The 19,101-nt window shown below is 44.9% G+C and carries 15 protein-coding genes; 6 read left to right on the top strand and 9 right to left on the bottom strand.

What is annotated here, in order from left to right; translation table 11 throughout:
- Window positions 1-11 precede the first annotated feature (11 nt).
- Entirely contained in the window at window positions 12-1,241 is a 1,230-nt protein-coding gene (locus DR864_RS23805) for a chorismate-binding protein (protein ID WP_114070454.1), read from the bottom strand.
- A gap of 662 nt (window positions 1,242-1,903) precedes the next feature.
- Between DR864_RS23805 and DR864_RS23800 the strand changes: the two genes are divergently transcribed.
- The 3 genes from DR864_RS23800 to DR864_RS23790 all read left to right on the top strand — a co-directional run bounded on the left by DR864_RS23800 (window position 1,904) and on the right by DR864_RS23790 (window position 4,412).
- Window positions 1,904-2,785, top strand: coding sequence for a carboxypeptidase-like regulatory domain-containing protein (locus DR864_RS23800; RefSeq protein WP_162794087.1), 882 nt, complete (start codon window positions 1,904-1,906; stop codon window positions 2,783-2,785).
- A 206-nt stretch (window positions 2,786-2,991) separates the two neighbouring features.
- Window positions 2,992-3,543 (top strand): DUF4833 domain-containing protein, encoded by a 552-nt coding sequence (locus DR864_RS23795; protein WP_114069306.1) that lies wholly within the window; start codon window positions 2,992-2,994, stop codon window positions 3,541-3,543.
- A 44-nt stretch (window positions 3,544-3,587) separates the two neighbouring features.
- Entirely contained in the window at window positions 3,588-4,412 is an 825-nt protein-coding gene (locus DR864_RS23790) for a sterol desaturase family protein (RefSeq protein ID WP_114069305.1), read from the top strand.
- 58 nt (window positions 4,413-4,470) lie between these two features.
- Here the strand turns inward: DR864_RS23790 and metK are convergent, their stop codons facing one another.
- Entirely contained in the window at window positions 4,471-5,760 is a 1,290-nt protein-coding gene (gene metK / locus DR864_RS23785; RefSeq protein ID WP_114069304.1) for a methionine adenosyltransferase, read from the bottom strand.
- Window positions 5,761-5,970: 210 nt separating this feature from the next.
- On the opposite strand from metK, the gene dusB reads away from it, so the two are divergent.
- The gene (gene dusB / locus DR864_RS23780) at window positions 5,971-6,960 is read left to right on the top strand and encodes a tRNA dihydrouridine synthase DusB (protein WP_114070453.1); all 990 of its coding nucleotides are present in this window, start codon (window positions 5,971-5,973) and stop codon (window positions 6,958-6,960) included.
- A gap of 93 nt (window positions 6,961-7,053) precedes the next feature.
- Window positions 7,054-7,539 carry a carboxypeptidase regulatory-like domain-containing protein gene (locus DR864_RS23775; protein ID WP_114069303.1) on the top strand — a complete coding sequence of 162 codons (486 nt, stop codon included), beginning with the start codon at window positions 7,054-7,056 and terminating at the stop codon, window positions 7,537-7,539.
- A 1-nt stretch (window position 7,540) separates the two neighbouring features.
- Here DR864_RS23775 and DR864_RS23770 read toward each other — a convergent pair whose 3' ends face one another.
- Window positions 7,541-8,644: a DUF2891 domain-containing protein gene (locus DR864_RS23770; protein ID WP_114069302.1), complete on the bottom strand. Its 1,104-nt coding sequence runs from the start codon at window positions 8,642-8,644 to the stop codon at window positions 7,541-7,543.
- Between the two features lie 177 nt (window positions 8,645-8,821).
- Between DR864_RS23770 and DR864_RS23765 the strand changes: the two genes are divergently transcribed.
- The gene (locus DR864_RS23765; protein WP_114069301.1) at window positions 8,822-10,534 is read left to right on the top strand and encodes a hypothetical protein; all 1,713 of its coding nucleotides are present in this window, start codon (window positions 8,822-8,824) and stop codon (window positions 10,532-10,534) included.
- Window positions 10,535-10,564: 30 nt separating this feature from the next.
- Here DR864_RS23765 and DR864_RS23760 read toward each other — a convergent pair whose 3' ends face one another.
- The 6 genes from DR864_RS23760 to DR864_RS23735 form a co-directional block, all read right to left on the bottom strand.
- Window positions 10,565-11,734, bottom strand: coding sequence for an AGE family epimerase/isomerase (locus DR864_RS23760; RefSeq protein ID WP_114069300.1), 1,170 nt, complete (start codon window positions 11,732-11,734; stop codon window positions 10,565-10,567).
- 72 nt (window positions 11,735-11,806) lie between these two features.
- Window positions 11,807-14,902 carry a PVC-type heme-binding CxxCH protein gene (locus tag DR864_RS23755; protein WP_162794084.1) on the bottom strand — a complete coding sequence of 1,032 codons (3,096 nt, stop codon included), beginning with the start codon at window positions 14,900-14,902 and terminating at the stop codon, window positions 11,807-11,809.
- A gap of 148 nt (window positions 14,903-15,050) precedes the next feature.
- Complete coding sequence (locus DR864_RS23750; RefSeq protein ID WP_114069298.1) at window positions 15,051-16,280, bottom strand: nucleotidyltransferase domain-containing protein; 1,230 nt, start codon at window positions 16,278-16,280, stop codon at window positions 15,051-15,053.
- Between the two features lie 233 nt (window positions 16,281-16,513).
- Window positions 16,514-17,068 carry a hypothetical protein gene (locus DR864_RS23745; RefSeq protein ID WP_162794082.1) on the bottom strand — a complete coding sequence of 185 codons (555 nt, stop codon included), beginning with the start codon at window positions 17,066-17,068 and terminating at the stop codon, window positions 16,514-16,516.
- A 64-nt stretch (window positions 17,069-17,132) separates the two neighbouring features.
- On the bottom strand, window positions 17,133-18,662 hold the full coding sequence (locus DR864_RS23740) for a capsule assembly Wzi family protein (RefSeq protein ID WP_114069296.1): 1,530 nt from the start codon (window positions 18,660-18,662) through the stop codon (window positions 17,133-17,135).
- A 44-nt stretch (window positions 18,663-18,706) separates the two neighbouring features.
- Window positions 18,707-19,096: a VanZ family protein gene (locus DR864_RS23735; protein WP_114069295.1), complete on the bottom strand. Its 390-nt coding sequence runs from the start codon at window positions 19,094-19,096 to the stop codon at window positions 18,707-18,709.
- Window positions 19,097-19,101 lie beyond the last annotated feature (5 nt).

Raw genomic sequence — 19,101 nt, 5'->3', positions numbered from 1 at the left:
AGCGTATTGTTTTATGATTCCTCCAGTACCGCTAGCAAGGTCCGGCATTTCAACTCGGTTTCCTGCCATTCTTTTTCAGGAACTGAATCTTCCGTAATTCCACCGCCGCCGTAGAGGGTAGCCATGCCATTGCTAATCTTCATACAGCGCAGATTGACAAACAAATGGGTTTCTGAGTCAATGTTTACTGGTCCCAAATAACCGCTATAAAATTCGCGGTCGTAGCCTTCATGCTCCTGAATAAACTCCAAAGCAGGCAATTTGGGCATACCACACACCGCCGAAGTGGGATGCAACAGCCCCAGCATGACGGTTCCTAGTTCGGGGAAATTAATGGCTTTGGTATCGACGGCATAATCGCTACGCAAGTGCATCAGATTGCCAGCAACGGCGGTTTTGGGTCCCTCTTCGAGGTATTCACGCACCCGTATTTTCTTAAAACACGAAATGATATAACGGCTCACGAGCGCTTGCTCCTCAATTTCTTTTTGGGTCCACGGCGCTTGCTTTGGTGGAATCATCTGCCCAGATGCATCAAAAGCTGACTGTGTACCTGCCAGCGCTACCGTTCTGAAAATCCCCTGTCGGTCCACACTCACGAGGGTTTCGGGGGTGGCACCCAACCAAATTTGATTCAAGTGAGGTAGATACACCAGAGAAACAAATGCGTTGGGGTACTTATCACAAAGTCGTTCAAAAATGCCCGTCACCGAAAACGACGCAGGCAAAGCCACGTGCTTGGTTCGGGAAAGAACCACTTTTTGGATTTCACCCGCTTCAATGGCTTTAATGGCTTCTTTGACGGATTGCAAATGAAATTCTTCGGAAGAATTAGCCGGAAAATCATTTACATGTCTATCCTTTTTTGTAACCAAATCCACATTACGACACCCATTTTCCCACGCTTCTCGGGCAGAGTTTGATTCCGTTGAGGGGTAACTTTCGGAAACTGGCTCTCCTATTTCATCAAAACGAATATGCAAATCTGCCTTGATAAAGAGCGCATCCTCTCCTTCTAAATTTAAAAATGGACTGATGGCAAAACCCGAAGGAAGGTCTTCCAGCATCATTTTTGTTTTGGGAATATCAGTGCCAAAATTGATAATCAGGTGTTTATCTTTTTGAAGGGGCAAACGCCACAGCGCGGTGGCATATCCAAGTTGATACGCCGACTGCCAACCGTGCAGCGGCAAAACTGTTCGCGATGTAGTATGTGACTCCGAATCCACTATTCGACGCATTAGTTCATGATTGTGTTTCTTTATGCTGAACACTTTTTCAACCAAAAGTGTCTCTAAAAAACGAAAAAACAAGCCGTTTCTCTCGGCGTATTTTCTAAAACTCTGGCCCGCGATTCCCTGTTTCAACAAGAGTATAGGTTAACGCAACGGAATAGAGTACTGATTTTCAAGCGTTACACTCTGTGAGTATATAACCATTGTTGAGATTTTCTGTTTTGAGTAGATGGACATTCTATCCACAAATTTTTGACACGATTTATTTCACCTCCCTTATTCCTCCTTTTTTACGCCTACCTCGCCCCCAAATATACCCTCAACAAATCGCAAGAATGGAATTAAACGTATATCTTTTATCATAATACTACCGAAGTTTAAAAAGCACTAAACGCAAAAGTACCGTTTGATAACTTTTCAAGTTAACTCATTGATTCTTTGGCAGAATTGTATATTATTGTTAAATATAATTTACTCCTCAACAGGCATTGAAGACTGTTTATCGCTGATTAAATCGGTAATAAATTCCGAGATTGTGACTGGTATTGATTGCTCTCGTCTAAGAGAAACCTACTATACTGGCAAAAATTTTACACTCATTACCACCAAGCCATTATTCATGGGCAAGTATGCAATCATTCATACCCCAAATTGAAAACCCACATTTTATGAACCCTACATTTAACATATTCGTCTTTCTTTTCATGACTTTACCTGGGATTATTTTAGGCCAATCACTTGAAATAAAGGGAATTGTAAGAGATAAAAACAAAATCGGCATTCCTTGTGCCACGATCAGCGTAAAAAATAAATTGCAAGGCTATATTACCGATGAAAAAGGCTACTATCAGTTAAATGTAGGCCCCAACGACACTTTGGTTGTTTCTTCGCCAGGTTTTGAAGTATCTTTCATCAGCATCAAGAATGTGGTTGTTCTATCTCCGTTATTTATTTATCTTGCTTCTAAAGAGCCCCTTCAATTAATTCCAATTGAAAATACAAACCTTTTTCAACGCTCGTCTATGGAGGGAGTTTTTGACCAACCTTCAAGAACGGCTTTTAATGCAGCCCTTGGTCAAAGCATTGCCCTAAAAATTGATAATTCAGCGAAAAAAGAAGCTCTTTTAAGTAAGATACATGCCAAATTTGACAAAAAAACACTTTCCCAAACCAAATTAAGAATCAGGGTTTTTTCAATTAGCCCCGTTACAGGAGAACCTCTACATGATTTGTTAACCAAGTCTGTTATTGTTCCTATTACCTCAGAAACATTTTTATTCGACATCGAACCTTATAATATTGCCGTTCCAGCTGAAGGCTGCTTTGTAGGTTTTGATTGGATAGAAATGCCCGAAAGACTCAAAAAACAACCGCAATCGGCAGCTTACGCGCAAATTAATTTTTTAAAGCCTTGTTTAAAAACCACCTCGAAAATATGCAGCACCAAAACGTTTTCGAGGGTGTTTGCTTCCGAATGGCGCAGCTGGAGCCCACAAACCAGTGGCCATTGTCCAAGTAACGTATTTATCGCCGCCACTTTGAAATATTAACTTTCATAAGAGCAAAACTTTGCTTCAGCCTTAACCCTATTTTCAATTGTGACACACAAATTGTATCAAGGGCTCGTCCAATGTAGCAGGCCAAGATGATGGCCTCTAAATCCAATATTTATTCATTTATTTTTCATTCTAATAGGGGGAAAAACGCAGTAGGTTGTCATTAAGGCAGAGGGCATCAGCAATCCCTCCATACAGCTATGAAAATCTACACGTTAATTCTTGCAGCCATGGGGCTGTGCTCATTCTATGGCGTTGACGACGACGCCCAAAAAATCTCTTTTCCAGAGCCGCCGACTTCGGCCAATCATCTGTTTTACATTCAGCGCAGCAACGACGCCAATACGGTAATGTACGATGCTAATCTACTCCCTAACAAGCGCTTGAACCCCAAATCTCCTATTGACGTATATTGGATACGTTACGCAGAAAAAGGACAACGAGAAAAACTTTCTGCCGTACAGTGGCAATTGGCGTACGGGTATAAACAGCACCTAAATCGGCAGGCAAACGAGTCAGTTGAAATTCACCTTAATGCTTTCCAAAATCGCTCATTACAGGTTTTATCACACGAAGGAAAGCCCGTAGCCATTACCCAAATTGATGGACATGCTTCATTATTAAGAAAAATATTTGTTCAGTTAGAACCTTCTGGTGGGTTTATCCCTAAAGTCCGTTACATAGAGTTGTTTGGTGTAACAATCCCCCCCAACAAACACGCTGTTTCTGAACGTATCTACGTAAATCGATAATCTTCAGCCACGACTCCCATTATTAAACTATAACGTTTTTCGGAATGACTCCTCAGCAGTTTGAACAAGACTTGCAGCCGCTCTTGCTGTATGCTACCCCTTTGATTTTTATTTGTATTGCCGTTGAATATTGGCTAGTGAGACACGACCCGCACCACCGATACGACCACGATGATTTAAAAGCATCGGTGGGCATTGGCCTTGGAAGCCTCCTCATCAATGGTCTTTTCAAGGCCGCGATTGTGGGCATAAGTTTATTTTGCTACGAAATAGTTCCGTGGCGCTTGCCCAATACATGGTGGTCGTGGATTCTGGCTTATTTGGGAATTGATCTTTGCAATTACTTTGCGCATTTCATTGCGCATAAACAGCGCATTTGGTGGGCAACTCACGTCACACATCATTCATCAGAACATTTTAATTTGGCCACTTCCTTTCGAAATTCTTGGACACAACACATCAAAATCATTTTCTTTCTGCCCGTATGGCTTTCGGGAATTCACCCTGTGATTACGTTCACCTGCTACCAGATTGATTTACTGTATCAATTCTGGATTCATACCGAAGTGATTCATAAACTGCCTCGCTGGTTTGAATATATCTTTGTAACTCCCTCACACCACCGGGTGCATCACGGGAAGAACACGCTCTATCTGGATAAAAATTTTGGAACTACGTTCATTCTTTGGGACCGCCTATTCGGTACATTTCAGGAAGAGACCGAAACGCCCGTGTACGGAATCACAAAACCTGTTGAATCCCAGAACGTCATTTACCTCAATTTTCACGAGTGGAGAGATATTGTTCGGGAAGTACGTCAGGCCAAATCTCTGCGTGAGGCCGCCGCGATTCTTTTTGGCCCACCTTGACATAAAAAAACGTCGGCGAAGTAACTTCGCCGACGTTGAGATCATAAAAATATATTTACTACAGGCCAAACGCCGCTTTCACCGCGTCTACGTAGTCAAGTTTTTCCCAAGTAAACAATTCTACCTCTACTTCGGCACGTTGACCAGCGTTTTCAAACACCTTCGTCACGGTTTTGGGCTCACGACCCATGTGACCATACGCTGCCGTTTCAGAGTAGATAGGATTACGCAATTTGAGGCGTTGCTCGATGGCATAAGGGCGCAAATCAAATACACTTTCTACCAATTTCGCAATTTCACCATCGCTCAATTTCTTACCGTTTTCGCCTTTTACCTTGGCGGTTCCGTACGTATTTACGTACAAACCGCAAGGTTTAGCTACTCCGATGGCGTAAGAAACCTGAACCAACACTTCGTCGCAAACACCCGCAGCGACCAAATTCTTGGCAATGTGGCGCGTGGCGTAGGCCGCCGAACGGTCTACTTTTGAGGGGTCTTTACCCGAGAAGGCTCCTCCACCGTGGGCACCTTTACCACCGTAGGTATCGACGATGATTTTACGTCCCGTCAAACCAGTATCTCCGTGTGGGCCGCCAATCACGAACTTACCCGTGGGATTGATGTGGTACGTGATTTGGTCATTAAATAATTTACGCAACGATGGCTTCAACTTTGCTTTCACGCGGGGAATCACGTACGTAATGATGTCTTTACGAATCGTTGCCAACATGGCTTCGTCGGCCCCAAAATCATCGTGCTGCGTAGAAACCACGATGGTATCGATACGAATAGGCTTATTGGTATCAGAATACTCAATCGTCACCTGCGACTTGGCATCGGGACGGAGGTACTTGATGCGTTTGTTTTCGCGGCGTACGGCGGCCAGTTCTTCCAAAATCTTGTGCGACAAATCAAGCGCCAATGGCATGTAGTTGTCGGTTTCGCGGGTGGCGTAACCAAACATCATGCCCTGGTCACCAGCTCCTTGCGCGTTGGCTTTGCTTTCAAAATCATCGGCCGTTTGACGATCAACGCCCTGATTAATATCCGCTGATTGCTCGTGAATGGCCGAAAGTACCCCGCACGAATGCGCTTCAAACATGTACTCAGCTTTGGTATATCCAATTTTCGCAATCACATCACGGGCAATCTGCTGCACGTCAAGGTACGTTTTGGTGTTTACCTCTCCCGCCAATACTACCTGTCCTGTGGTCACTAGGGTCTCACAGGCTACTTTTGATTTTGGATCAAAGGCCATAAAATGGTCGATGAGCGCATCTGAAATTTGGTCAGCTACTTTATCGGGGTGACCTTCCGACACAGATTCTGAAGTGAATAGATAAGACATTGATTGGTTACGATTTACAAAGTATGAGTTAACAAACTGAATTTATGTCTAGCGATGACGGCCTTGAAGCTTTATTTGTCGTTTTTAACGAGTTAGCTCAGGTGGATAGACTGCGCATCGTTTTGAATTATAAGGCGCAAAAATAGGTTATTTTCAGAGATAAAGAAAAAAACGCGAAATTTGCATTTTAAAGATGTCAAAATTGAGACGATGGTAAAGATAGGAAACATAGAATTAGGCGAGTTCCCGCTGTTATTGGCGCCGATGGAAGATGTCTCTGACCCTCCCTTTCGGGCCGTATGCAAAGAAGGCGGAGCAGATTTGATGTACACAGAATTTGTGTCGTCGGAGGGGTTGATTCGAGATGCAGCTAAAAGTGTACAAAAATTGGACATTTTTGAGTACGAACGTCCCATTGGCATTCAGTTGTTTGGCAGCGACATCGAAACAATGGGCGAGTGCGCCCGCATTGCCACCAAAGTAAATCCCGATTTGATTGACATCAACTACGGTTGCCCAGTCAAACAAGTGGCTTGCCGTGGAGCTGGTGCGGCATTATTACAGGATATTCCTAAAATGGTCAAAATGACCGAAGCGGTAGTCAAAGCCACTCACCTGCCCGTTACGGTTAAAACGCGTTTGGGTTGGGATGAATCTACCAAAAATATACAAGAAGTAGCCGAACGCCTGCAAGATATTGGTATCAAAGCACTTACGGTTCACGGACGGACACGGGTACAGATGTACAAAGGCGATGCCGATTGGACGCTGATTGGCCGAATCAAAGAAAATTCACGCATTAATATTCCCATTTTCGGAAACGGCGACATCGACAGCCCCGAAAAAGCCCTTGACTACCGTAACCGTTTTGGCGTAGACGGCATCATGATTGGCCGGGCGAGCATTGGATATCCGTGGATTTTCAATGAAATCAAACATTTCATGCGTACGGGCGAGCACCTTGCGCCGCCCACTACCGCCGAGCGCGTTCGGGCCTGTCGCAAACATTTGGATTTTTCTATCCGCTGGAAAGGCGATCGCACGGGAATCGTGGAAATGCGTCGACACTACGCCTCCTATTTCAAAGGCTTGGACAACTTCAAACCTTTCCGGATGAGATTGGTAGAAACCATGTCTTACCAGGAAATCAACGACATTTTGGAAGAAGTCACAGAGACGTATGTACCAGAATTGGCCTAATTCTTTGCAGAAACAAAAGATAAAAGATCCCTAGAATGGTCACTCAGGAAGTCATTGCTTGGTAATCACTTCCATCTTTAAAACCTAAATTGTATGCCAAAATCAACGATTTATCATGTGTTGTATCTGTTCAGCATCGCTTTTATTGGCTTACTTTTCACTTCATCGGGTTGCACGGCCCAAAAGAAAAAAGGGAGTCAGGGAATCTCTGGAACGGTGCTTTGGCGTTCGGGAAATCTGATGCCTTCGCCCGATGTGAAGGTAACTAACCCAAAAGGCTCGCCCATTGCGCGTGAAATCCTGATTTACGAACTCACCTCCTCCAATCAAACCGAACCAGCGGACGAAGCGGGTTTTTACAAAAAAATCAATTCCAAATTCATCCAAAAGGTAACTACCAACAAAACTGGTCGGTTTAAGGTAGCCTTACCCGCGGGCTATTACTCACTTTTCACCAAAGAAGATAAAGGCCTCTATGCCAACTTATTCGACGATGCAATGAACATCAATCCTGTGCAAGTCCAAAAAGGGAAATGGGGAAAAGTAGACATCATCATCGACTACGCGGCGGTGTATTGAGTCATTCTTGCCCCAAAGCATACACGGCAAAAGACGCCAGCCAATGCTCGCCACCGTAACCGCCATTCGTTATCTGCGGCAACGTAGTGTTAATGAAAGTATGGGCACTTTTGAGCAACGACGCACGCCGCGGGTCAGTTTTGGGCAACGCCCGCGCAATACCCAACATACACCACGCCCGGCTCAAAGAAAGACCATCTAAATGCACAATCTGCATGTCATTTCGATCGCTCACGACGGGCATTTTCATGACATTTTGAAGCCCTGCGGCAGGCAAAAAGGCGTTAAACCACTTCAAAAATGCCGCTTGGGGCAAAATACGCCGCATCAAATCCGCCACCTCTAAACTCGGCGACAGGAAGTCAGAACCATCGGGTTCTTGAAAAGCAGGAGCGTTGGTGTTTTTCAAGTAAAAATCCTTGGCTTTCTGAATGATTTGGGCTTCAAAAACGGTGTTTTTTACGGTTCGGGCATAATCAAGCGCAAACACCAACCCAAAGGCTGTGTTGGGATGCACGCCCGTTCGGTTTGGGTAGGTTTGTTTGGGCAAAAAAGCGGTCCAAAGCCCCACCACTTGTTGCGTCAAAGGCCGCAGATGTTGGTGCCATTGCCGCGCCTGCGGGTCATCCCAAGTCGAAAGTTCTTCGTCCAACTTCAACAACCAAGCCCAACCGTAGGTACGCTCAAAGGTTTTGGCCAAAGGGTATTTTGTAAAATAATCCGCTTCGGTTTTCAGCTTATCGGGAGCAAAACTATCATTCAATATGTTTCGAATCTGCGCTTCTTCGGGCAGGTTTTTAAACGTTTTCAACAAGCGTACCAGCATCCAATGCCCATGCACCGACGAGTGCCAATCCAGACACCCATAAAATGACGGATGCAATTCTTTGGGACTCAGCCGAGCATCTTTTTCGGCCTCCAGTGTATGTCCAGTTTTGTTGGGATATTCCGTGTTGATGCAGTGAAGCGGTAATTTTGCCAAAAAGGACGCACCTGCTGGCGTAAGCTCCAACTGCCCGTTTCTGGTTGCTAAGTAAGGGTTTTGCGCTCGGGATTCTGCCATTGTCAATAAAAAGCCAAAGAGTAGAAATGTATAAAATTTCATTTGCAAAAAGGGTTGAGGATGGATTTGGAAGGTTGATTATTTGAAAATGGCGCGTTCATTTATCAAACTTAAAGCATTGATAAACAACATCTTACTATTTTACATCTGCGGGTTTATTATTTTTCTGTTCCTTCACGGCTACTAACTTACTAATTTTAGCCGTTTTAAACTTTCTGTATGCAATTTTTCGACCGTCTTTTCCAACATCGTTCCGTTGTCCGAACGCTGTGTTTGTTGCCGCTAATTTTGTATTTATTGTTTTTTCAAGCCATCTCACTCAACGTGAATTACGTGGCCTATGACGACACGCACGTTTTACAAATCATCGAGCAATGGCAAAAATCAGCCAACTGGCACGAAAAACTAGATTGGCTGACGGTTGGATTTCCTGAGCATCGTATTGTATTTACGCGCTCAGTGGTGCTCATTTCTTATTGGTTAACGGGACACGTCAACCTCAAATCGTTGATGATGATAAGCAACGGTTTATGGATTGGGCAGCTAGGAATTTTGTTCCTTATTTTTCAAAAAATACCTTCGTCGTCCCCTGCCCGTTCTCTTCCTTTTGCGTATTTTATCCCTATTTGCTGGATTCTTTTGTGCGTTCATTCCTTCGAAAATATCTTTTGGGGAACCAGTTCACTGGGCAACTTTGGTCTGCTGTTTTTTGTGATGATGGCGGGTTATTTTTACGCTACGCCTTCCACACTTTCACGACTATTTTTGGCCCTCCTTTTTTCTTTCTTTGCCACTTTTACCTACGGCAACGGCCTTGTCACTTTTCTCATCGGCGGCTTTTTACTCGTACTGATGCAGCGAAAAAAAATGGCGGGCATCACGGCAGGAGCGTTTGCTGCCACCATGTTGCTTTATAGTCTTACCCGGGCCCACGCTTCCCCGAGTGGCCTAGACCTCACCAATCCAAGCAGTTATGGCCACGCGGTTACTTGCTTTTTAGCGTTTATTGGTTCATCGGTCAATGTCGATGTATACGCCCCTTCCAACCTTGCGGTATGGGGTTCGGTAGCATGGGGTGCGGTGCTATTGGGCGGTATTTTGTGGCTTTTGCTAAAAGCATTAGACCTAAAAAACTTCGGACTAAAAATTCGTCATTTTGAGGTTACAGTAAAGATGAATGAAGTTCAGTTTTTTACCCTGTTTTTATTACTTTTCATTTGTCTGACGGCCCTCGGTGTGGTCTACAAACGCGCCGAAGGAGATGGCCTCATTGGGATGTTTAAAGGCCGCTACCGGATGTACCCTACCTGGTTATTGGTAGTTGGGTATCTGCTCTTGATTCACTGGCTTCGCGATTCTAAAAAATGGCTTCTGCCCTTGACAATCGGGCTGAGCGTTGTTTTCAACCTGTTGATTTTGTACTATGCCGTGGCGCCAGCGGTCAATAATCGTCGGGCTGCGGTGGTTCAGGAATTCAATTCTATGTACAACGATGATTTATTGGGATTAAAAATGTTTGATTTAACAGGCGAGGATTTTAGGCAAATCCAGCGGTTGTATCAGCCCAATTTGTTTTTCGAAACAACCCCTGAAACGGCGATGCCCAAAGAGCCCTTTCTTCTTGATTCGGTATATTTTAAGGGGGACGTTCTGACGATTGATTACCACAAAGATTTCATTCGACCCACCCGCGACTTTGACGACGGAGCGTACATCATGCTCCAATCGTCTAAGCATACCTACATGGCCGCTGGGACCCAACGCCCATTGCCCTTAAAAACCTTTATTCGTCGCGGTTGGTATTGGGACAAAGGCTTTACGGCCTCACTGCACCGCGCATCGGTGGCCCCAGGACCCTACGCAATACTCGTTCTGCTCCGCAATAACGGACAGAATAAATTATACGATACAAGAAGGAAAATTACGTTTTGAAGGAGCCATTGTTATTGATAAAATTTCGGCTCACTTATCTATCAAAATATCCAGTAAATCAGCGCTTTCTAGCAGGTTCTTGATGGGATAATAGGCGTTTTTTTCGGGAGTAGCTTTGAGCGTAAACAGGGGTTCTCCGTGGCGGCTCAACACCCCTACCCATTCCCCTTCTTTGGAATTATCGCGAAAATGTTGCCACAGATAATCATTCACCCGCTGCCAATGTTTGAGCAGGGTTCGGTCCTGCAACACCTGATAAGCACGCAACAGGGCTGTTCCGGCTTCGAGCTGTACCCATGCGTATTTATAGTACGCTTCGGGCTCGGATGCAGGCAGACTTTTTACATCCAGCCAATGAAAATAGCCTCCATAGGCATCGTCCCAAGTAGTATCGGCTAGGTGTGAAATATGCTGCGCTAATTGCTGACGAATGCGGCGTTTGTTCAGCACTTTGGTTAATTCATAAAAAGCATTGAATGCTTCAAAAACACGCCCAGGGTGGATTCTTCGGCCCAATAAACAATCGGAATATCCTCCTTCGGGGAACACATTTTCGAGCACAATGTTGGCACGAGGCTCCCAAAAGTGCTTGGTCAATTCGTACAGCAACGCTTCACCCTTTTCACGAAATGTTTTTTCGCCCATGAGCTTTTGAGATGCCATCAGGGCTTTCGCCAAAGCGCTTAATTCTCCAATATTTTTTAACTGACGCCCTGAAAAAATAGCTTCACTTTGTTTTTGCAACCCTTTTTCACGGCGACGAACTGCTTTTACCAATGTCTTTTTGGCTGATTCTGCATAGGCTTCTTCACCCGTCAGTTCATGCGCCAAGCTCCACGCCGCCACCGCAGCAGCCTCTGCCCCTGCATCAGATGTAACCAACACTCCACGTCCCGTACAGTCCACAATTTCCCACCAATTGTCTTTGGTATCGGCCCCGAAATGAAGTAAAAAATCAGCCCCTTGAAGAGCGTATTGGAGAAAATCAGCGTGTTGAGTAAGCTGGTATAATTTCCCAAAAGCCCACGCCTGTTCCCCATGCCACTTAATCCATTTGTCGAACGTAATCGCCTCTCCTTTTCCCGAAATCACGCAGATATAGCCCCCATGAAGCGTGTCCAAACTGAATTCCGTCCAAAACGGAACAAGTCGTTGAAGCAGGTCTTGGCGGTATTGTTGGGCGTAAACGGAAAGGTTCATAGGCACAAAAATAGAAAAAGCGCAGAAGAAATATCTACGCTTTTTCGGGATGTCGCTTCGGCGTTAGGTTAACTATTTCGTTTTGAGCAAAAACCCTAACAATGCATAAAAATCTTTTTCGGGAATAACGCTCCTGAATTGGTCGGGCATGAGGGTATATTTTGAGGCCTTGTATTCCTTCATGTCATTTTTAGCCACTGAAAACTCCTGCCCTGATGGGTTGGCAAAGACCATCATTTGCCCTTCGGTACGGCGGTAAAGGCCCGTCATGGATTGGCCGTTGTTCAAAGTAATATTATAACTCCGAAACGCCTCCGAAATATTCCGATTAGGGTCAAGTATCTTTTCAGTAAGTGCTTTTTGCCCCCAGTTACCGATGCCGTCCAACTGCGGCCCAATCAAACCACCCGTTCCTTTAATTTGATGGCAGGTACTACAATTTTGGGTAAATATTGCGCGCCCCGCTTCGGGAGAGACTTTGGCCGATTCAAAGCCTAGCAATCGACTTTGAATCAACTTTTGTCTTTCTTCAAATTCATTGAGTCCACCCGCCGTCAGTTGATTCAATTGCTCCTGCTGGGTTAGTTTCGCCTTGGCCACCAAACGCTCTTTGACGGCTACCTCGGCCAGTATGTCGGCATTGATATTTTCTTCTTTCAATGCTTTAATTAATCGATCAATTCCCGCCTCCGAATTGGCCAAGGCCGCCGCGATACTTACCTGTAAACTGCGCGCACTGCCAATAAACCCTTTTTCCAACAACGCAAGAACTTCGGGAGAGGTCGCACGCGTCAAGGCCGACACCCATCTCTCTCGCAATGCAATCGGCTCCGAACGGTCCAGAAAAACCTCACCGAGCAAATTTACATTCTCCTGCGGCGACAGACTCATCAGCGCATTGGCGGCGGCTACGCGTACTTTGGTATCAACACTTTTTGTAACTGCTATTTTTTGGAGAAAAGGTAACGACGATGCCATTTTATATTCACCCGCAATCTCTGCTGCCTGCACGCGGCGCGTGGTGAGTGCTCCTAGCTCTTTCTCCGTGATCGGCAATTCCAGATAGTGCATAGCCATCGTTGTTCCCCATTCTTGAAGTGGCGTCGTCACTTTCAAACCACTCTGCGCCACGCCCCTACGCAGCGAATTATACATCATAAATTGACCGTCCAAATCAGTCGCAAAACGCTTTTGAACCTGTAATATCATTTCGTTCAATTGCGTAGCGGATCCATAGCGGCCCAAGTATTCAAGGTTTTTATCCAATTCCTCAACGGTCAAGTCGTGCGTCATGAGGTAGTCCCACACAAACGTCGCGACGTCAGTGGAAGGAATATCACGCGCGGCCTTAACGAGCAAGCCCCGTTGGCCGTCGTTCCACTTTGTTACAGCCACCTCCTGAATCACTCCCTTGGCCGCCAAATTCGTCCGAATGGCCAACAATGTCGTGTATTTCAAATGTGAATCATCTTCATTGGCTTGTTGATACAAATCCATCAACGGCTTGATGTTCAGGACTTTTGGAAACCTCGTCAGTATTTCGGCGGCAATGCGCTGAATAAATGGGTCTTTGTTGGACAAGGCCCCTAATACCATCGTGCGGTGCGCATCAGAGAGCGTTGCCGCTTCCGAAAACAGCCGAAACGCGTGTACTTTCACCGTAGGGTCAGAGTGGTTGAGGGCTTGGTTGTGGAGTGATTCAGGAACATTACCCAATCTTTGCAACACCCACAACCCATGCACAAACGCCCGGTTATCAATACCCGGCAAAGCCATCATTTGGATAACAGGCGCAATGGCTTTTTCCTTCCAAACATCCACCAAGCGGTCCGCTATTTTCAATCGTACATTCAGTTGCGGGTGCTGCAATCCCGCAATAAGCTCATCCATCGTCGCTTTTGACCAATCTTTAACGGGCATATCGCGGTGAGGTTGATTGCCTTTGTACGTAACTTTCCAAATTCGTCCGCTGGTACGGTCCCGTTTGGGGTGATTGAGTGCCACTTCGTAGTGACCAATGATACGATTATAAAAATCTGCGATGTAGAGCGCTCCGTCGGGACCGACTTTTACATCCACGGGTCGAAACCACGGGTCGTCACTCACCAAAAAGTCAGCTTCTTTTTTGGATACTGGCGTGGAGCCTTTGAACGTGACCGTGTTGCGATTTATTTTGCAGGTAACCACATCACCGTTGTAGAAACTGTTGCGGTACTCGGCGGGAAACTGTTCGCCGACGTAGTACACTAAGCCAGAAAGTGCCGTTGAACCCAGTTCATAGCTCATCATTTCGGGACCAAATCCAATACCCGTCGGTTTCTTACCAAAATGCGGATAATCAGCGCCTTTGATGAGTTGATAAATGGGCTTAGAATGACAGTCAACGGAATACAAAAAACCCCTTTCGTCAAACGCGTAACCGAAAGGATTGACACGCCCGAAAGTGGTCTGCTCTACGCGGCGACCATCTGTGCGAAAACGAAAAGTATTCCCAGAAGTCATCGTGACGGAGTCGCCATCGGTGCCCGCAATTTTGGATGTGTTGGTAAACCCGTGGCACGAATGCATCCATCCGTCGAAGCCCCGCATAAAATTGCTCACCATGCCGTGCGTATCTTTGTAGCCAAACTCGCCGTACAGCACCTTGCGCTTATCGGCTTTGCCGTCGCTGTCGGTGTCCGTAAAATGATATACATTGGGAATACTGTACGCAATGGCCCCGTCGGCCACAGGCATGATTCCGATTGGGATATTTAATCCATCCTGAAAGTCGGTAAATTTATCGGCTTTGCCATCGCCGTTGGTATCTTCCAGAATGGTAATTTTATCGTTTCCCTTCTCTGGGGCCGCTGCCATCGGATACTCCGACGAATGCGTGACCCACAATCGGCCACGGTCATCAAACTCCATATTGATGGGCTTGGTAATTTGAGGCTCTGACGCAAAAAGGGTAATTTCAAACCCAGGTGGCAACGTAAATCCACGTCTTTCTTGCTCGGGCGTCCGAAATTCGGTGGTTCGAACATGGTCCGCAAACACCTCTTTTTGCGTTGTTTTTTTTTGAGGAACATGACAACTTTGGGCGTACAACAACAACAACCCCGTACCGAGCGTCATGGACTTACGACGAAGCGTAAAGAAATCTTTCATCTTTATTTTGGGAAGCAAAGTATTTGGTTTAGGTGCAGAAACTGCTGACTGTAAAATGGGTAATCAAGTTCTTTTTACCCGAAATAATTCATATTTTTCACCTTATAATCAAAATTTAGGCATAAAAAAAGGGCAAAATGCCCTTGACCTCCGCTTCTCTTATCAACTACAGATTAGATTTCTTGAATTTTCGAAAGAAATGATACCCCCAAAGAAAAGGGGCAGCCACGTAATTCAACAAAAACACCTTATCGGGAAAAGCAAACACCGACCAATAGGCAGGATTAATGAAGTATGCTTTTGCTTCATGAACCACATTTTTCAAATCTCCGTAATAGTAAGAAGAAGTATAATGCAGCCAAAAACGGGATACTTTTCCTCTCAGGGTTTTTAACGAAAACGGTTCCTGTTCATCAAGCGACATCAAGGAATTCATGTGCACCAGTGCTATTTTAGATAAATGCGACACGGAATCTTTGCTGGTTATTTCATCAATAATGGATGCAGGCAGGATAATTTTATACAGCGCAGAAGCAAGTTGCAGGGCCTGTAAAACATAGTTGCCGATTCCCCTTTGTTTTGCCAAATCATAGGCTTCGGTGATAAATATTGCCTCTTCTTTTTGTAAAACAACCACAATATCATTGAGCCAAAACAGCCGTTTCCACTGGTGTTGCCCGCCGTGAACGCATAAATACAGGAAATTGTCGTGCTTAGAAAGTAGTTGAATGTCGATACCAGAGATTTTCTCCACCCATGCGTTTTTCCACAACTCTGCGTTTGGGAACGTAAGAATATTTTGGGAAGCCAACAGCCGCCAGTGCAATTCTATAATAATATTTTTGGTTTCGTGGTACAAGCAGTAATGATGAAAATTGGCCAAATACACCTCTTTTTGTTTGGGTGTAGTGTAAATCTCCTCCATCATCCGGTAGCCTTCATCGTACAAAATAGAATAGGCTTTTTCGATTTGCGCAGGCTCAAGCAATAAGTCAATGTCATGACATACTCGCTGCATAAAATCTCCGTGATACACGTACGAAAGCAACGGGCCTTTCAGTGGAATGGAAGCGATTCCGTTTTTTTGGAATAATTTACTGATGTGCAATAGCTCGGCCGTGAAAGTGAGCATTCGCAGCTTGTTTTGATCATAAATTGCTTTAAGTCGGTCTTTTATCCCAACGGGAAGCCATTCATTCTCGTCAATAATGGGGTACAAACCTCCAATTATACGGTGGCTTTTTACCAATTGTACAAAAAGAGACCAGTTAATCGCGTTGAGCTCTTCCGCACCTACTGGTTCATTCGTCTGGCACTTAATTAGTAACTTTAATTCAGCACTTAAGTTGTCAAAACTTGCCTGTAATGGAGAAAAAGGAGGAGCTGATGACGTCATTAACAAATGAGAAAAAAGAGCGACCGAAAGTATACTATATCCTAAAAAGACACAGAACCAAAAAATATACCAGTACGGCACATGAAACCACGACTTTTGTGGGGCAAAAGTAAGATAAATCTGGGTGACTGGGCATAGTTACGCCCAAAAATACACGGAAGAAAACCTAAACAGAATACTTAAGAAGTCAAAAAACGATGAAAGCAGAAGACTTTTGAGGGAGAAAAACTGTTTTAAAAGCGAGCGTAAAAGCCCACATTTCCAGTGGGTGTAATCCCGAATTTTGTTTTTTGCAAAAGGGTTGTTTTTTTCGCACCGAGGCTCGAGTTATAAGCTTTAACCGCATTAGATTGAAGTTCATGCGAAAACTCAATGATACAAATACCGCCCACAAATGCCCCAACCCCAGCAACAAGCAACGGCAAACTTCGAATAGTATAGTTGTGAATTGTGCCTTCAACCTCTGCCGAGGCAGGCTTCCCTTTGATGGCTACATAGCATAATCCAATACCCCCAATCGACACCAACGGTCCCAAAGGCCGAATGTAACTTCCCAATCGGTAGTTTTTAAGGGCTTTAGGGTTGTTTTTTAATAATTCTTCAAAGTTTTTTTTCTTGACTCTGACTCCTTTTTGGAGTACTTCGCTCATCAGCACCCTTCTTTTGTAGACGAGTGAGTCTGGACCTTCGGTGTTTTGCGCCTGGCTCATCAAAGAAGTGCCTGTACTCACCAACAGAATAAAAGCCCAGAGTCGGTAGGCAGCGTTGGTATATTTTATGGTTTTCATATTCATTTTTAGAAGAAAAAAGTTAAGAATAGATTTTGACGAGAGCTCTTCCTGTCATGCAGAATTAAAACTCCCTTCTTACCACCAGACTCCCGCCGATGTTATTTTCGAGAAGCCCAGCATTGTCGTAAGCAACAATGGCATTGATGATGTATTTTTTCACCGAAAACGAAACTTGCTGCTGTACCGACACTTGATTCAACTCAATAGGAGCCAACAACACCCGTGAATACAAATAGTATTTACCAAAATTTTGGGAATACGATACGCGGGTCAGGAGATTTACCCTACTTATTCGGCTATGAATCCCCAGCATCCACGCTTTGACCCGATTATTGATAATCATATCGGGCATAACGGGAGATTTAGGCTGAAAATCTCCAATTAAATCTTTGAGCGTTACGCCCGTAGATGCGCTGAGCGGCATGATAAAAGGAGTGCCGATGGTTTGTTTGCGATACACCCAGCCTTCTTCGTAGGTCCCGTTGTTGAAATAATCGTCGGCGCCCCTCAATTCAGGAATAAAAGCGGTTTGATTGCCCGATTGCAGGTTCCCTCCTTGATTGGAGGTATTCAAATATTCTAAAACAATTTTTTTTACGCCCTGATTGGCTTCCTTCAACTCAATCGACGCTCCCAAAAGCCCGTCAGCAATGCTGCTTAGCACAAAGAGTGAGCCGTCTTCATAAATGGATTGACGATAAAAAAACCACTTGGTTGCCTCATTTTCATATTCCAACCCAATATCGACCGTTCCCAAGTGATTGCCCAATCGGTTACCTCCTTCGCCAGAAACCCGCCCGCTTTTTTTGTAGTAGCCCAGTGCTTGAAGGCTGATGCCCGTAGCCACGTGAATAAAAGCTTCTAAATCACTGCCATAATTGGTGATAAGCGAGTTGGTGCCGCTCTGGATAAATGGCACCGTTGGCCTGCCTCCCCACTGCACCTGGTGGTTGATTCCTGCATAAAACTTCATTTTCCAAGCTGGTTTTCCGAGTCGGAAATAGGCACTTTTTTGGTGAAGAAAATATTTCTTGGTAGAATCTCCCGACCCAAACCAGCCCTGCGCAAAATTGGCTTTGAATGAAATCAATCCATTTTTAAGTAAAGGCACATAGTTAAACAACCCAATTTGGACTTTCGGGATCGGTAGGGCATTGCCAGACCATGAATATGAACCCATGCTGAGGGTACTATCGACGAGTCCGACAATCTCTTTGCGACGCCCTGCGTAGAATTCGAAGGCCCCGTAGCGGGCTTTTCCGTAAAACTCAGAGAAGAAAAAGCGGCTATTTTCACCGACATTTGCCACGGCCCTTGCGCCATAGCCAAACTGTAGTTTACGCTTAGCTTTTGCATTCGTCAGGCTGTCATAGTCTTTTTTCAGCTCGCCTCGGAGTGAGAACGCAGGGCTACCCAAAGGCACCTCACCAAACTGGTTTGAGCGTACCCAAAAAGGATTGGATTCGGCCGTGGAAGCAAAAGCCCCCGCTTCCACAGCATACTTAGCTCCTTTGAGAGGATTCTGGGCAAAAGATGTATAACCACAACACAAACAGGCGATTAAGAAAAGTGACGTTTTATTTTTCATCATAACTTCGGAGAGGTTTAAGCACCAATATAAAACCAGATTCTGGTTTATTTTTTATAAATAGGTTGAATAATTTGCCAAAGAGCCGCCCCGATAAATACCCCGAGCAGGTTAGCGGCCAAATCAATGACATTGTAGGTTCGGTAAGTCAAAAAATACTGGATAACTTCGGTCGTTATCCCTAAAAGCACCCCGCAGGCAAGCCATAAAAGCTCTTTTAGGCGGTTTGTTTCCGCATAAAATACCCGAATCAGCATCCAAGGAATAAGCAAAAACGAATGAAGCAGATAGTCTAAACGCAACTCTGGCAAGACATACGTGTTGTTGATGGATGCCGAATCCTTGCTGTTGATGGGCAAAACTGCAAGGGCAAATAAAAAGACTACGTAGCAAAACGTAATGGTATCGGCTTGTTTTGGTGATTTTACAAAAAGCATATTAC

The organism is Runella rosea (assembly GCF_003325355.1).
Lineage (GTDB): Bacteria > Bacteroidota > Bacteroidia > Cytophagales > Spirosomataceae > Runella > Runella rosea.
This window is presented reverse-complemented; position numbering and strand designations above follow the sequence as displayed.

What these genes read in the sequence shown, in the direction of transcription:
- DR864_RS23735 (WP_114069295.1), bottom strand. Translation starts at nt 19,096, where the DNA reads ATGCTTTTTGTAAAATCACCAAAACAAGCCGATACCATTACGTTTTGC.
- DR864_RS23745 (WP_162794082.1), bottom strand. Translation starts at nt 17,068, where the DNA reads ATGAAAACCATAAAATATACCAACGCTGCCTACCGACTCTGGGCTTTT.
- metK (WP_114069304.1), bottom strand. Translation starts at nt 5,760, where the DNA reads ATGTCTTATCTATTCACTTCAGAATCTGTGTCGGAAGGTCACCCCGAT.
- DR864_RS23790 (WP_114069305.1), top strand. Translation starts at nt 3,588, where the DNA reads ATGACTCCTCAGCAGTTTGAACAAGACTTGCAGCCGCTCTTGCTGTAT.
- DR864_RS23795 (WP_114069306.1), top strand. Translation starts at nt 2,992, where the DNA reads ATGAAAATCTACACGTTAATTCTTGCAGCCATGGGGCTGTGCTCATTC.
- DR864_RS23750 (WP_114069298.1), bottom strand. Translation starts at nt 16,280, where the DNA reads ATGACGTCATCAGCTCCTCCTTTTTCTCCATTACAGGCAAGTTTTGAC.
- DR864_RS23800 (WP_162794087.1), top strand. Translation starts at nt 1,904, where the DNA reads ATGAACCCTACATTTAACATATTCGTCTTTCTTTTCATGACTTTACCT.
- DR864_RS23760 (WP_114069300.1), bottom strand. Translation starts at nt 11,734, where the DNA reads ATGAACCTTTCCGTTTACGCCCAACAATACCGCCAAGACCTGCTTCAA.
- DR864_RS23805 (WP_114070454.1), bottom strand. Translation starts at nt 1,241, where the DNA reads ATGCGTCGAATAGTGGATTCGGAGTCACATACTACATCGCGAACAGTT.
- DR864_RS23770 (WP_114069302.1), bottom strand. Translation starts at nt 8,644, where the DNA reads ATGAAATTTTATACATTTCTACTCTTTGGCTTTTTATTGACAATGGCA.
- DR864_RS23765 (WP_114069301.1), top strand. Translation starts at nt 8,822, where the DNA reads ATGCAATTTTTCGACCGTCTTTTCCAACATCGTTCCGTTGTCCGAACG.
- DR864_RS23740 (WP_114069296.1), bottom strand. Translation starts at nt 18,662, where the DNA reads ATGATGAAAAATAAAACGTCACTTTTCTTAATCGCCTGTTTGTGTTGT.
- dusB (WP_114070453.1), top strand. Translation starts at nt 5,971, where the DNA reads ATGGTAAAGATAGGAAACATAGAATTAGGCGAGTTCCCGCTGTTATTG.
- DR864_RS23775 (WP_114069303.1), top strand. Translation starts at nt 7,054, where the DNA reads ATGCCAAAATCAACGATTTATCATGTGTTGTATCTGTTCAGCATCGCT.